We start from the raw sequence: 14806 nt of genomic DNA, 5'->3' as shown, positions 1-14806 counted from the left end.
TCAGGCCCCGTTTCACTCAAGGAGATCGCTGATGCGTATCTGTCTTTTAATGTTGGCCGGTTGTTTGTCATTCAACGCGTGGGCGGCACCTGATGCGCAGAGCCCCGACGCTATCAGACTTCAGTTGCAAAACTACTATTTCGACGCTGCCCGGCGTGGTGATGTGCCGATGCTCGAGAGCTTTATCGAATCGGGTTACTCCCTCGACACTCGCGATGACAAGGGTTACACCGCGCTGATTCTGGCGGCGTATCACGGGCAGGCACCCGCGGTGGAACGATTGCTCGCCGCCGGGGCCGACGCCTGTGCTCAGGATCAGCGCGGTAACACGGCGTTGATGGGCGCGATTTTCAAGGGTGAGTTACAGATTGCCCGACGCTTGATGGCCACCGATTGCAGCCCCGACCAACGTAACGCTGCCGGTCAGACGGCCGCTATGTATGCCGGTCTGTTCAAGCGACTGGAGTTGCTCGACGCCCTCAAGGCCAAAGGTGCCGACCTGGATGCGCAAGATCCGCTGGGCAACAGCGCCGCGCGTCTGGCCAACGGGGAAATCCGTACTGCTGCGCCGCGCTGATTGGCGGCACGTGCGTTATCATCGCGGTTTTTGTCGGGGGTTCTGATGGCCAAGGCCAAGCGCATGTACGGCTGCACCGAGTGCGGCGCAACCTTTCCCAAGTGGGCCGGCCAGTGTGGCGAGTGCGGTGCCTGGAACACCCTCACTGAAACCATGATCGAGAGCGGCGGCGCCACCGCGCCCACCGGCCGCACCGGTTGGGCTGGGCAACAGGCGCAGATCAAGACCCTGGCCGAAGTCAGCATCGAGGAGATTCCACGTTTTTCCACCGCGTCCGGTGAACTCGATCGCGTGCTCGGCGGTGGTCTGGTGGATGGTTCGGTGGTGCTGATCGGCGGTGATCCGGGGATCGGCAAGTCGACGATTCTGTTGCAGACCCTGTGCAATCTCGCCAAGAGCATGCCAGCGCTGTACGTCACCGGCGAGGAATCCCAACAGCAGGTGGCCATGCGCGCCCGTCGCCTCGGCTTGCCGCAGGACCAGTTGCGGGTGATGACCGAGACCTGTATCGAAACCATCATCGCCACCGCCCGTCAGGAAAAGCCCAAGGTGATGGTGATCGACTCGATCCAGACAATCTTCACTGAACAACTGCAATCGGCGCCGGGCGGCGTTTCCCAAGTGCGCGAAAGTGCGGCGTTGCTGGTGCGCTATGCCAAGCAAAGCGGCACAGCGATTTTCCTTGTTGGTCACGTCACCAAGGAAGGCGCGCTGGCGGGCCCGCGCGTGCTGGAACATATGGTCGATACCGTGCTGTATTTCGAAGGTGAATCCGACGGGCGTTTGCGTTTGCTGCGGGCGGTGAAAAACCGTTTCGGTGCGGTCAACGAGCTGGGTGTGTTCGGCATGACGGACAAAGGCCTGAAGGAAGTCTCCAATCCTTCGGCGATTTTCCTTACCCGTGCCCAGGAAGAAGTCCCGGGCAGTGTGGTGATGGCAACGTGGGAGGGCACGCGACCGATGCTGGTGGAGGTGCAGGCACTGGTCGATGACAGCCACTTGGCCAACCCGCGTCGGGTGACGCTGGGGCTTGATCAGAATCGTCTGGCAATGTTGCTCGCGGTTTTACACCGTCATGGTGGCATTCCGACCCACGATCAGGACGTGTTCCTCAATGTGGTCGGCGGGGTGAAGGTGCTGGAAACCGCATCCGACCTGGCGTTGATGGCGGCCGTGATGTCGAGCCTGCGCAATCGGCCATTGCCCCATGATCTGCTGGTGTTTGGCGAAGTCGGCTTGTCCGGCGAGGTGCGCCCGGTGCCGAGCGGTCAGGAGCGTTTGAAAGAAGCAGCCAAGCATGGCTTCAAACGGGCGATCGTACCCAAGGGCAATGCACCAAAAGAAGCACCTGCGGGCTTGCAGATCATCGCTGTCACCCGCCTCGAACAAGCCCTCGACGCGCTCTTCGAATAACTTGAACCCAACCCATAACCTGTGGGAGCTGGCTTGCCAGCGATTGCGTTCTGACTGTCGACATGTTCGTCGAGTCTGAAACCGCTATCGCTGGCAAGCCAGCTCCCACAGGGTTCAATGGTGGATTCTAGATTTCGATCAGGGCGCCAAGTTCGCGTTCCAGCTCGGCTTCGTCAGCCAGATTGAGTTCAATCAACCGCCGCAAGCGTTGAATCGAATCAAGAGAAATGTGCTGGCAGACGAAGCCGAGCTGTCCGTGATCATCGTGTTTAAGCAGCGCATCCATTTCGATATGGACGTCTTCGCTCAGATGGATGTCGACATGGAAAGTATTCTCGGCAATGCCCAGCCATGGCCCTGGCTTCTCGATCAATAGTCCCTTGAGTGACAGATCGATCAGCTTCACCTGCCAGATATATTCACCCTGGCGTAATTCGGTTCTGGCATCGAACGCAATTCGTTTGAAGCGGCGACGATTTGCAGGGTGCTCGCTCATGGCGCAATCCTCCTGAAGGTTTGCTGACTATAGACCCCGCAAGCGGGGGCGAGCCAACCAGTAAAGCGTCTAGACCAATGTCGGGGTATGGCCTTTGGCGCCGTAAGCGCTAAACTCGGGGTGGCTGTCTTTCTTGTCCACCCTGGCTGGAATAATAAAATGAAAAATAATAATAGCCTGCTACGCCACTTACCCTGGCTAGTGCTGGCAATCGTAGGAGCGTGCGCCCTGGGCGTAGTGGCATTGCGCCGAGGCGAGGCGATCAACGCCTTGTGGATTGTGGTCGCTGCCGTGGCCATCTATCTGGTTGCGTACCGTTACTACAGCCTGTTCATCGCAAACAATGTGATGCAACTCGATCCGCGTCGGGCCACCCCCGCCGTTCTCAACAACGACGGTCTGGACTACGTTCCGACCAACAAACACATTCTCTTCGGTCACCACTTCGCAGCGATTGCTGGCGCAGGACCTCTGGTCGGCCCGGTACTGGCGGCGCAGATGGGTTACTTGCCCGGCACGCTGTGGCTGATTGCCGGCGTGGTGCTGGCGGGCGCGGTGCAGGACTTCATGGTTCTGTTCATGTCTACCCGTCGCAACGGCCGTTCCCTGGGCGATATGGTGCGTGAAGAAATGGGCCGGGTCCCCGGCACCATTGCCCTGTTCGGCTGCTTCCTGATCATGATCATCATCCTCGCGGTGCTGGCGCTGATCGTGGTCAAGGCACTGGCCGAGAGCCCGTGGGGCATCTTCACCGTGATGGCGACCATCCCGATCGCGATGTTCATGGGCATATACATGCGCTACATCCGTCCGGGCCGCATTGGCGAGATCTCCGTGGTCGGCGTGTTGCTGCTGCTCGGTTCGATCTGGCTGGGTGGGCAGATTGCCGCTGATCCGGTGTGGGCCAAGGCCTTCACTTTCACCGGTGTGCAAATTACCTGGATGCTGGTCGGCTACGGTTTCGTGGCTGCGTCGCTACCGGTCTGGCTGATTCTGGCGCCGCGTGACTACCTCTCCACCTTCCTGAAAATCGGCACCATCATCGCTCTGGCAATCGGCATTCTGGTGACCATGCCCGAACTGAAAATGCCTGCGCTGACCCAGTTCGTCGACGGCACCGGTCCGGTGTGGAAGGGCGGCCTGTTCCCGTTCCTGTTCATCACCATCGCTTGCGGTGCGGTGTCCGGGTTCCACGCGCTGATTTCTTCGGGCACCACGCCGAAGCTGCTGGATAACGAAACCAACGCCCGTTACATCGGTTACGGCGGCATGCTGATGGAGTCGTTCGTCGCCATCATGGCCATGGTCGCTGCCTCGGTGATCGAGCCTGGCGTGTACTTCGCCATGAACAGCCCGGCCGCCGTCGTCGGCAGTGATGTGGTGTCTGTTGCGCAAGTGGTCTCCAGTTGGGGCTTTGCGATTACGCCGGAAGCGCTGCAAGCCGTGGCGCATGACATCGGTGAAACCACCATCCTGGCCCGTGCCGGTGGTGCGCCGACCCTGGCGGTCGGTATCGCGCAGATCCTGCACAGTGTCCTGCCGGGTGAAAACACCATGGCGTTCTGGTACCACTTCGCGATCCTGTTCGAAGCGCTGTTTATCCTGACTGCGGTAGACGCCGGCACCCGTGCCGGGCGTTTCATGCTGCAGGATCTGCTCGGCTCTTTCGTTCCGGCGCTGAAACGTACCGAATCGTGGACCGCCAACCTGATCGCCACCGCCGGTTGTGTGGCGATGTGGGGCTGGTTGCTGTACCAAGGCGTGATCGACCCACTGGGCGGTATCAACACCTTGTGGCCGCTGTTCGGTATCTCCAACCAGATGCTCGCCGGTATCGCGCTGATGCTCGGCACCGTTGTGCTGATCAAAATGAAGCGTCAGCGCTACATTTGGGTCACCTTGCTGCCAGCCACCTGGCTGCTGATCTGCACCACGACTGCAGGCTTCATCAAACTGTTCGACGCCAACCCGGCGATCGGCTTCCTGTCGCTGGCCAAGAAATACAGCGATGCGCTGGCCAATGGTCAGGTGCTGGCACCGGCAAAAAGCGTTGAACAGATGCAGCACGTGATCTTCAACGCTTACACCAACGCAACGCTGACCGCGCTGTTCCTGTTTGTGGTGTTCAGCATCCTGTTCTATGCACTCAAGGTCGGCATCGCCGCCTGGGGCAAAAAAGAGCGTACGGACAAAGAATCGCCATTCCAGGCTCTGCCGGATGCGTAACCAGAGGATTGCAGCATGTTCAATGACCTGAGTCGCCTCGGTAAATACCTCGGTCAGGCCGCGCGCCTGATGGTCGGCATGCCTGACTACGACACTTACGTCGAGCATATGCAAACCAAGCACCCGGACAAACCGGTAATGAGCTATGAGATGTTCTTTCGCGAACGTCAGGAAGCCCGTTATGGTGGCAAGGGTGGGCCGAAGTGCTGTTGAGCTGACAGCCTTCGGTTGATGCAATCCCCCTGTGGGAGCGGGCTTGCTCGCGAAAGCGGTGTGTCATCGAGCAATGATGTCGACTGACACGACCCCTTCGCGAGCAGGCTCGCTCCCACATTTGTTTTTGTGTTTCTTTCAGGAGATCGTGTTTTGTCTTCTCCCATACCTGTAACGGTACTCAGCGGTTTCCTCGGCGCCGGCAAGACCACCTTGCTGCGCCACCTGTTGAAAGCCGAGCACGGCCTGAAAATCGCCGTGATCGAAAACGAATTCAGCGACGCCGGTATCGACACCCAGTTGTTGGGCGACGAGCCGGTGCAAGTCATGACGTTGGCCAATGGCTGCGTCTGCTGCACCATCCACACTGATCTGACCAAAGCCCTGTACTTGCTGCTCGAAAGGCTGGACAGCGGCGAAATCGCCTTTGATCGCCTGGTGATCGAATGCACCGGGCTGGCCGATCCGGCGCCAGTGGCGCAGACCTTCTTTATCGACGAAGAACTGCGCGAGCGTTATCTGCTCGACGGCATCATCACGCTGGTCGATGCCGCGCACGCCGAGCATCATCTGACCCAGACCATTGCCCAGGCGCAGATCGGTTTCGCCGACCGCTTGCTGGTGAGCAAGACCGATCTGGTCGACGAAGCCGCATTCACGGCGTTGAGCGAGCGTCTGACCCGGATCAACCGCCGCGCGCCGATCCGCGTGGTCGAGCACGGCAACATCGATCTGGCCGAACTGCTCGACGTACGTGGCTTCAATCTCAATGCCGACCTTGGCGGCGGGTTGAGCCTGCGGCCGGTGAGCAAAGCACCGTCCATCGATCGCATCTCCAGTCTGGTGCTGCGCACCGATCAGCCGCTGGATATCGATCAGCTCAGCGAGTTCATGAATGAATTGCTGGAAGAGCACGGCAAGCAATTGCTGCGTTACAAGGGCGTGCTGAACATTGCCGGGGAAGATCGGCGGTTGGTATTCCAGGGCGTTCTGAAGTTGTACGGCTTCGACTGGGATACCGAGTGGGCCGAGGGTGAGGCGCGGGAAAGTGTGATTGTGTTTATTGCTGATGATCTGCCGGAGACGAAAATTCGGGCGGGGTTTGCGCGGGTAGCGGCGGGCTGAGGGCTGCTCGGTGCCCGTGATGACGCCATCGCGGGCAAGCCCGCTCCCACAGTTCTAGCGGTGGACTCGAACCCTGTGGGAGCTGGCTTGCCAGCGATAGCGATTTACCCGGCAACACAATGCCCAAGGGGTGAACTCAGCAGGGCTTGCTCCAGATGATCCAGATGCTGATTCATCAGCAACCCGGCCTTGGCAGCATCGCCACATTCCACCGCCTCGACAATCGCCTCATGTTCCTGCCACGCGCAACAGCTGTGCGTGTTCCGCGAACTCCTTGCAATTGCCAGCGACGTCAGCGGCACCAGACTTCGCAGAAAATGCGCCAACGGTGCATTTCCTGCCATCTGCGCCAATTGCAGATGAAACTCCCCGACAAGCGAATGGCCGCGCCACGCCGATCCTGCTCGACGGCCTGACGCTCACGTTCGATCAAGGCGCGCAGGCGCTTGAGCCCTTCAACCGACGGCCGCTGACAAGCCAGCCGCACCAGCGTGCTTTCGGCAAGTCGCCGGGCATGCAACGTCTGCCTTGTGTGCTCGGCATCCAGCTCGGCCACGCGTGGCCGATGATTGGCGCGCAGCACGATGATGTGCTCATGTGCCAACTGCGTCAGCGTCCGCCGCACATCTGCGCGGCTGACGCCGAACATCTGCTTGAGGCTCTCTTCGGTGAAGCGGCTGGCGGGTGCGATACGTTGTTCCAGAATTGCATCGAACAGCCGTGGATACAGATCCTCCACCGGCGCTCGCAGGCGGGAGAAGGGCAGGGCAGTCGACATCTGGCGGTTGTGCGACGGCGTGGCAAGACTGTTCATGGCCGGTCTCCAGTGTGAAGAAATTCAGTTGCTCAAGTTGTCTTCCGGAATGTTCAGCTCGATGCCCATGCGCTGACCTTCGCGCAGAATGTGCCGGCGCATTTCGGCGCTGGCCTGGGCGCTGTTCTTGCTGCGGATTGCACGCACTACGGCTTCGTTTTCTTCGAGGCGTTCGGCGAGGTGTTCCGGGGAGTTGCGCAGCACTTCGGCGCTCTGCTTGAGGGCATTGCTGGTCTGCTGCACCACGCTCTGGAAAATCGGGTTCGAGGTCAGGGTGAACAGTTCCTCATGGAACGCGATGTAGGCGCTGACCCCGGCTTCGCTGTCGCCCGCGTCGAGGGCTTCGCGCATGTCCATCAAGGTCAGGCGCAACTGGCCGACTTCCTTGCTGCTGATCGACTGTGCAACCAGGCCGACGATGAACGGTTCAAGGGTGTAACGCAGTTGCAGCACGTCTTCGAGGCTGGCGCCGGCCACTGCGCTGTCGTGGCTTTGGCTGTCGCTCAGTTGCGCGTCGAGCACCACCACGCCTTTGCCCGGCATCGAGCGGACGAGGCCGAGGGTTTCCAGGACGATCACCGCTTCGCGCAGGCTTGGGCGGCTGATGCCCAGTTGTTCGGCCAATTCGCGCTGACCCGGCAGCATGTCGCCGGAGCGCCACTGACCACGGGCCAATGCCGCGCGGAGTTTTTCTACGACTGAGTTGACGACGGTTGATGTGGTTATCACTGGTCTAGCTCCATGTGCCTGCGAGAGACGCCGCAAGCCAGATCAAAAGATCACAGCCAGCGGCCATCCCGGCAGGGTTGAAAATCAGAACTCTTGCTGGTGCGCCGGAGTTGCTGTTTTACGCGGCTGAAAGGTGTAGCCCTGCTGGCCGCTCAGTACTTTGTTGGCTCGTTGTACGTCGATGTCTTTTTCCCAACGGGCGATGGCCACGGTGGCGACGCAGTTGCCGATCAGGTTAGTCAGTGCCCGGCCGATGCCCATGAACCAGTCCACCGCCAGCACCAGCACCAGACCGACCACCGGAATCGCCGGGATCGCCGTCAGCGTCGCCGCGAGAATCACCAGCGCCGAACCGGGAATCCCGTGGGCGCCTTTGGAAGTGATCAGTGACACCAGCAGAATCGTCAGCAGGTCGGTCATGGCCAGCGGCGTGCCGGTGGCGTTGGCGATGAACACGATGGCCAGGGTGAGGTAGATCGAGAAACCGTCGAGGTTGAACGAGTAGCCCGTGGGGATCACCAGGCCGACGGTCGAGCTGCCGATACCCAAGTGTTCAAGTTTGCGCATGATCTGCGGCAGCACGGCATCGGAGGACGCGGTGCCCATGACGATCAGCAATTCTTCGCGCAGATATTTCAGCAGCGGCCACATGCGCAGGCCGGAGGCGCGCATCACCAGACCGAGAATCACGCTGACGAACGCGATGCAGGTCAGATAAAACAGGCCGACCAGACTGCCCAGATGTTGCAGCGAGTCGAGGCCATATTTGCTGGTGGTGAAGGCGATGGCGCCGAATACGCCGATTGGCGCCAGACGCACGATCATGCCCATGATCCGGAAGATCACGTGGCTCAGTTCGTTGATCAGTCGCGAGATGCCCGACGCCGCTTCACCGACCAGATTCAACGCGCTGCCGAACAGCACCGAAAACAGCAGCACTTGCAGAATGTTGTTGTCGGCAAATGCGCCGATCACCGAAGTCGGGATCAGATCCATCAGGAACTGTGTGGTGGTGTGCATGTGTTGACCGCGCTCGGCGATGTCGCCCATGTCGGCGGCGGACAGCTGCTCCAGATGGATATTCGCGCCGCTGCCGATGCCGGTACTGAAGGCGAATACCAGGCCGATCACCAGCGCGATGGTGGTCAACACTTCAAAATAGATCACCGATTTGAGACCGATCCGGCCAACCTTCTTCAGATCGCCCGCGCCACTGATGCCGCTGACCACCACGCAGAACACGATCAGGCCGATGAGCATCTTGATCAGTTTGATGAAACCGTCCCCGAGCGGTTTGAGCTGGGCCGAGTATTCAGGAAGGGTCAGCCCGCAGACGATGCCGAGCATCAGTCCGAGAACCACTTGGAGGAAGATTGAACGCGAGCACCATCTGAGCATGGGAGGAATCCTGGTCGGTGTCCTGGCTGCCGTGCGCTTGGCGCATCAGATTCAGGACTTAATTATTGTGGTCTTACCGGTATGTCCAGTGCGGGTGCAGTCTAGGCGCTGTTTTTTCGAGATCGCAAGTGAAAAATGACGAATTGGCATGACCGGTCTGACCAGTTGTGCGGTAAGTCCCATTCTTGAGCGGTTCAAGCGTTTGAAAAAATTCAGGCGAAAAAAAACCGGCCAATCACTTGGCCGGTTTTTCATGCTGCAGATTTAACGTCGCAATTACGCGCCGTATACCGGCAGTTTCTTGCAGATGGCTTTGACTTTCTCACGAACGGCGTCGATCACCGCTTCGTTGTTCAGGTCAGCCAGGATGTCGCAGATCCAGCCGGCCAGCTCTTTGCACTCGGCTTGCTTGAAGCCGCGAGTGGTCACAGCCGGGGTACCGAAACGCAGGCCGGAAGTAACGAACGGCGAGCGTGGATCGTTTGGCACGGAGTTTTTGTTCACGGTGATGAACGCTTTGCCCAGAGCGGCGTCGGCGTCTTTACCGGAGATGTCCTGCTTGATCAGCGACAGCAGGAACAGGTGGTTTTTGGTACCGCCCGAAACCACGTCGAAACCGCGCTCGATGAACACTTCGGCCATGGCCTGGGCGTTCAGCACCACTTGTTCCTGGTAGGCCTTGAACTCAGGCTGCAGCGCTTCCTTGAAGCAGATCGCTTTAGCGGCGATCACGTGCTCCAGCGGACCACCCTGGGCGCCCGGGAATACTGCGGAGTTCAGCTTTTTCTCGATCTCGGCGTTAGCGCGCGCCAGGATCAGGCCGCCACGTGGACCGCGCAGGGTCTTGTGCGTGGTGGTGGTCACGACGTCAGCGAAAGGCACCGGGTTCGGGTAGACGCCAGCGGCGACCAGACCGGCTACGTGAGCCATGTCGACGAACAGGTAGGCACCGACTTTGTCAGCTATGGCGCGGAAACGCGGGAAGTCCAGGATCTGCGAGTAGGCAGAGAAACCGGCCACGATCATTTTCGGCTTGTGCTCAACCGCCAGACGCTCGACTTCGTCGTAGTCGATCAGGCCGTTGGCGTCGATGCCGTACTGCACGGCGTTGTACAGCTTGCCGGAGGAGGAAACGCTGGCGCCGTGGGTCAGGTGACCACCGTGGGCCAGGCTCATGCCCAGGATGGTGTCGCCACCTTGCAGCAGGGCCAGGTAAACAGCGGCGTTGGCTTGCGAACCGGCGTGCGGCTGAACGTTGGCGTAATCGGCGCCGAACAGCTCTTTGGCGCGGTCGATGGCCAGTTGCTCAACAACGTCGACGAACTCGCAACCACCGTAGTAACGCTTGCCCGGGTAGCCTTCGGCGTACTTGTTGGTCAGAACCGAGCCTTGAGCCTCCATCACCGCTGGGCTGGTGTAGTTTTCCGAAGCGATCAGCTCGATGTGTTCTTCCTGGCGCTGAGCTTCTTGCTCCATGGCGGCAAAAAGATCGGCGTCGTACTTGGCAATAGTCAAATCACGGCTGAACATGGCGGTCCTCAAGGATCGGGGGCAGAAAAGGGGGGCATTCTAACCCAATGGGTTTTGGATGGCATATGAAACGACATCATGTCGCAGACAAGTGGCGTTCATGACAGATGTGCGGTGCTTTTGCTGGCCCCATCGCTGGCAAGCCAGCTCCCACAGTAATCGAGGCAGGCCTGCGATTTTGTGATCGACATCAATTCCTGTGGGAGCGAGCCTGCTCGCGAAGGCCGCACCGCAGATGTTCAGTCGAACATGAAGAGCGCGTCATTGCTGAACTGCGCCTCGAACCGGCTCGCCGGCATCGGCCGTCCGAACAGATACCCCTGAACCTCATCGCAACCATGCTCACGCAGGAAGTCCAGTTGCTCATGGGTTTCCACGCCTTCAGCGATTACCGCCAGATTCAGGCTGTGGGCCATGGCGATGATTGCCCGGGCGATCTGCGCGTCCTGCTCACCGGACGGCAGGCCGTCGACGAAGGTGCGGTCGATCTTCAGCACGTCGATCGGGAACTGCTTGAGGTAGTTCAGCGATGAGTAACCGGTGCCAAAGTCGTCGACCGCAATGCTCAGGCCAAGGTTTTTCAGGCCGGCGAGAATCTGCATCGCTTCGCTGACTTCACGCATCAAAATACTTTCAGTCAGTTCCAGCTCCAGGCACGCCGGCGGCAGGCCGGTTTCGCGCAGGATCGTGGCGATTCGCGTGCCGAGCTGGCCGTCGGAGAACTGCCTGGCGGAAATGTTTACCGACACCTTCGGCACGCGCACTCGGTTCTGGTGCCAGGTCTTGAGCTGACGGCAAGCCTCGCTGATCACCCAGTCGCCGACGTCCACCACCAGCCCGAGCTCTTCCAGCACCGGAATGAAATCCCCCGGCGGCACCAGCCCTCGACGCGGATGGCGCCAGCGCAGCAAGGCTTCGGCGCCGGTCAGGCGTTTGCCGTCGCCGCTGAACTGTGGCTGGTAATACAGGACGAATTCGTTCTGCTCCAGGGCGTGGCGCAGGTCGCTTTCGAGTTCCAGGCGTTCGAGCGCACTGGCGTTCATGTCGGCCTGATAGAACTGGAAGTTGTTCTTGCCGCGCTCCTTGGCGTGGTACATCGCGGTGTCGGCGTTCTTCATCAACTGGCTGAGTTCGTTGCCATCTTGCGGGCTCAGAGCGATGCCGATGCTCGCGGTGACGAAGAACTCGCGACTTTCCAGTACGAATGGACGCACGAGGCTGGCGAGAATCTGCTCGGCGACATGAATCGCCCGGTTCAGCGCCATCTCGCGGCTGGAGCGGTGTTGCAGGAGCAAGGTGAACTCATCGCCGCCCATGCGCGCCACGGTGTCGTCATCATCGACGCAGGCCAGCAGGCGCGTGGCCATGTCTTTCAACATGCGGTCGCCGGCGGCATGGCCGAGGGAATCGTTGATCGGTTTGAAGCGGTCGAGGTCAAGGAACATCAGCACCACCCACGACTTCTGCCGTTCGGCCGATTGCAGCGCGGTGTGCAGGCGATCCTGGAACAGCGTGCGGTTGGGCAGGTGGGTCAGGGCGTCGTAGTAGGCGAGGCGATGGATGCGCTGCTCGCTGGCCTTGCGCTCGCTGATGTCGCTGAAGAAACACACGTAACTGGCCAGGTCGCCTTCGTCGTCGAGCACGGCGGTGATGCCGACCCACGCCGGATAATGCTCGCCGTTACGGCGCTTGAGCCAGACTTCACCTTCCCAGGTGTTGTGCAAGTGCAATTGCTTGAGCACGTAGCGCAGGTGCGCGTCCTGCTGTTCGTCGACGGTGAGCATGTTCGGCAACTGGTCGAGCACCTCGCTCACCGCGTAACCGCTGACCCTGCTGAACGCTTCGTTGGCCTGGACGATATAACCGGCCGGGTCGGTGATCAGAATCGCCGAGGTCGAGTGCTCGAACACCGTGGCGGCCATGCGCAGGTCTTTCTCGGCGCGGCGTTGCTGGCTGATGTCGCGACCGACACCGAGCACGCCTTCAAACGCACCGTGTTCATCCCAAACCAACACCAGACGCAGTTCGATCGGGATCTTGCGGCCGTCGGCGCGCAGGCAGTCGAACAGGAACAGTTGCGTCTGCACTTGATTGCGCAACAGCGCCAGTTGCTCGGGTTTGTCCAGCGCCTTGCTGACCCGATCCATCAAGCTGTAGATGCCACTCAGTTGCTGCGGATTGGCGATGGTCGATTGCCAGCCGTTCTGGAAAATCCACTCGGCGTCGTAGCCCAGCACCGCCTGCACCGAGGGGCTGACGTAGTTCAGCGAGAGTTTGCTGTCGGTGGAGAAAATCACGTCACTGATGCTTTCGGCGAGCATGCGGTAGCGCTGCTCGCTGTCGCGCAGCGATTCGCTGGCCTCGATCTGTTCGGTGATGTCCTTGGCCACGCCGATGATGCGCGTGACCTGATCGTGCTTGTCGCGCGCCAGTGCCTGTTCACGGATGTCGAAGCGCCGCCACTCGCCATCGCGATGACGGAAACGTAACTGACATTGCAGCAACTGACTGTAACCGGCGTGGCGCTGCATCTGCCGCGAGCGATGGTAGTAATCGGCGTCTTCCGGGTGCAGGAGAATTTCCCAGAAGTATTCGCCCATCTGATGCAATTCGGAGCGGTTGTAACCGAGGGTCTGGCCGAGGTGGTGGTTGCTGAAAATCATCCGCTGGCTGATCACGTCTTGCACGTACAGGTGATCCGGCACGGTACGCACCACGTCCGACCAGAAGCCTTCGCGCTCCAGCAGCGACAACTCGACCAGCTTGCGGCTGGTGATGTCGTTGATGCTGAGGATTACCGCTTTGTAGTCATGCTGTTCGGTCGGCAGGCGCAGGACCATCCACAGGTGCTGGTCGCGACCGTTGATGTCCGGCAGTTTGATTTCCAGTTCCAGCTGCTTTTGCTGCTGTAGCACGGCGTCGAGCACCTGGTTGCCAATCGCGCAGTGACGGTGCGGATGACCGTCGATCAACAGTTGCCAGGCGTGCTCGCAGGAATTGACGTTGAGCAGTTGCAGCGCCACCTGATTGACCTCGGTGACGCGCAGCTCCTGAAGTAATTGCTGGCGCTGCTGCGGTTGGTCGAGCCAGGCCTTGAGCTGATCGCTGGTCTGGATCTGCGCACGTTCGAAAACCTGTTTCAGCCCGGACAAATCAAGTACGCAAAGGGCAACACCGGTGCCCTCGAAAATGTCCTGATAACGTCGACGCCCTTCATGCACTTGGCGCTGACGGCGGCGCATGTTCAGCAAGGCGATCACCGGCAGCATCGAGAAGGCCAGGCCCAGCAGGCATTTGCCGATGAACGCCGGCAGCAGTTCTTCGAGCACACGCTGGCGGTCGAACAGCCCGCGCAATTGCCAATCGCTGCTGCTCAGCGGCACGGTGAGCACGGTGTTGGCCAGATCGTCCGGGCTGAGGACGCCGGGTTTGGCCGACGGCAGGGCTTCGTCGCGACTGATGATCTGGTGGTTGATGCGGTTTTCCACCAGCCACAACGGGCGCAGTCCGGTTTCACTCTGTTTGGTCAGTGAATCAAAGAACGTCGGGGTCAGGCGCAAGGCCCAATAACCACGGGTGCTGCCACTGGCCTGGTGGAGTAACAGATGCACCGTCGAACCGTCGTCGGCGTTACTGAAGTAATGCGCCTGGGCATGGCTGCGCCGCACCAGTTCGGTGAGGTAGACGGCGTCGGAGCTGTCGGCGGCGCTGTCGCTGATGATTTTGCCGGAGGGGCTGAGTAACGCCAGACTGCGCAAGTCCGGTAACGATTGCTGGAGCTTGCGTAGCAATTGCTGCTGTTCGTCGGCCGATTGCGGTTGTTCGACGATCGGTAGCAGATTGAGGGCGATTTGCGCGTTCAGCGCCATGTTGAGGCTGACCTGCGAGGCGAGGTCGGCGGTGTAGTCGATGGTGTACTGGCGCTGGTTTTTCTGGGTTTCGCGCAGTTGGTCAAGCAGTTGCCAGAACAGCAACGCCAATAGCAAAAGCACGAGCGTCGCCAGCGCACCCTTTAATGTGCCGCGCAGGGGCGATCCGGTCCCCGGATTGGACGCGCTCACAGAAGCTGGCGGGGTAACGTTGGACAAGCTGTAATCCTGCGGTTTGGCTGGACTGGCGCGACGTGCACTATAAGCCGGACGCCCGAAGGGCGGCTAGCATGCCTTGAGTTGTGGCGAAGTGCCAGCCCCTCGCGGCTGGACTGCCTTCCGTCATTAAGGTAGCTTTGCCGGTTACGCGGGAGCGTTCCAGCTCCTAGACTCAGGTTTTTTTAGCGCGCACGCCT

The 14806-nt window shown here is 60.1% G+C and carries 10 protein-coding genes and 1 pseudogene; 5 read left to right on the top strand and 6 right to left on the bottom strand.

Annotated elements, in window-relative coordinates:
• Nucleotides 1-31: 31 nt before the first annotated feature.
• Together KI231_RS25405 and radA are read left to right on the top strand one after the other, a co-directional pair.
• The gene (locus KI231_RS25405; protein ID WP_213026637.1) at nt 32-577 is read left to right on the top strand and encodes an ankyrin repeat domain-containing protein; all 546 of its coding nucleotides are present in this window, start codon (nt 32-34) and stop codon (nt 575-577) included.
• A gap of 45 nt (nt 578-622) precedes the next feature.
• The gene (radA, locus tag KI231_RS25400) at nt 623-1990 is read left to right on the top strand and encodes a DNA repair protein RadA (RefSeq protein WP_003228407.1); all 1368 of its coding nucleotides are present in this window, start codon (nt 623-625) and stop codon (nt 1988-1990) included.
• A 127-nt stretch (nt 1991-2117) separates the two neighbouring features.
• Here the strand turns inward: radA and KI231_RS25395 are convergent, their stop codons facing one another.
• Entirely contained in the window at nt 2118-2486 is a 369-nt protein-coding gene (locus KI231_RS25395; RefSeq protein WP_213026636.1) for a PilZ domain-containing protein, read from the bottom strand.
• A 159-nt stretch (nt 2487-2645) separates the two neighbouring features.
• Between KI231_RS25395 and KI231_RS25390 the strand changes: the two genes are divergently transcribed.
• From KI231_RS25390 to yjiA, 3 genes are all read left to right on the top strand, one after another.
• Nucleotides 2646-4712 carry a carbon starvation CstA family protein gene (locus tag KI231_RS25390; RefSeq protein ID WP_103303619.1) on the top strand — a complete coding sequence of 689 codons (2067 nt, stop codon included), beginning with the start codon at nt 2646-2648 and terminating at the stop codon, nt 4710-4712.
• Between the two features lie 15 nt (nt 4713-4727).
• Complete coding sequence (locus tag KI231_RS25385; RefSeq protein ID WP_003228401.1) at nt 4728-4925, top strand: YbdD/YjiX family protein; 198 nt, start codon at nt 4728-4730, stop codon at nt 4923-4925.
• A 153-nt stretch (nt 4926-5078) separates the two neighbouring features.
• The gene (gene yjiA / locus KI231_RS25380; RefSeq protein ID WP_213026635.1) at nt 5079-6050 is read left to right on the top strand and encodes a GTPase; all 972 of its coding nucleotides are present in this window, start codon (nt 5079-5081) and stop codon (nt 6048-6050) included.
• 104 nt (nt 6051-6154) lie between these two features.
• Here the strand turns inward: yjiA and KI231_RS25375 are convergent.
• From KI231_RS25375 to morA, 5 genes and pseudogenes are all read right to left on the bottom strand, one after another.
• Nucleotides 6155-6864: pseudogene (locus KI231_RS25375) on the bottom strand (GntR family transcriptional regulator).
• Nucleotides 6865-6888: 24 nt separating this feature from the next.
• Entirely contained in the window at nt 6889-7593 is a 705-nt protein-coding gene (locus KI231_RS25370; protein ID WP_103303616.1) for a FadR/GntR family transcriptional regulator, read from the bottom strand.
• An 84-nt stretch (nt 7594-7677) separates the two neighbouring features.
• Complete coding sequence (locus tag KI231_RS25365) at nt 7678-8991, bottom strand: C4-dicarboxylate transporter DctA (RefSeq protein WP_103303615.1); 1314 nt, start codon at nt 8989-8991, stop codon at nt 7678-7680.
• A 276-nt stretch (nt 8992-9267) separates the two neighbouring features.
• A complete protein-coding gene (gene glyA, locus KI231_RS25360) occupies nt 9268-10521 on the bottom strand; it encodes a serine hydroxymethyltransferase (protein ID WP_103303614.1) in 1254 nt (417 codons plus the stop codon).
• Between the two features lie 239 nt (nt 10522-10760).
• On the bottom strand, nt 10761-14609 hold the full coding sequence (gene morA, locus KI231_RS25355) for a cyclic di-GMP receptor MorA (RefSeq protein ID WP_103303613.1): 3849 nt from the start codon (nt 14607-14609) through the stop codon (nt 10761-10763).
• Between the last annotated feature and the right edge of the window lie 197 nt (nt 14610-14806).

This window comes from Pseudomonas sp. Seg1, assembly GCF_018326005.1.
GTDB lineage: Bacteria > Pseudomonadota > Gammaproteobacteria > Pseudomonadales > Pseudomonadaceae > Aquipseudomonas.
Note: the sequence above shows the minus strand (reverse complement) of the source record. Positions and strands in the feature narration are given on the sequence as shown.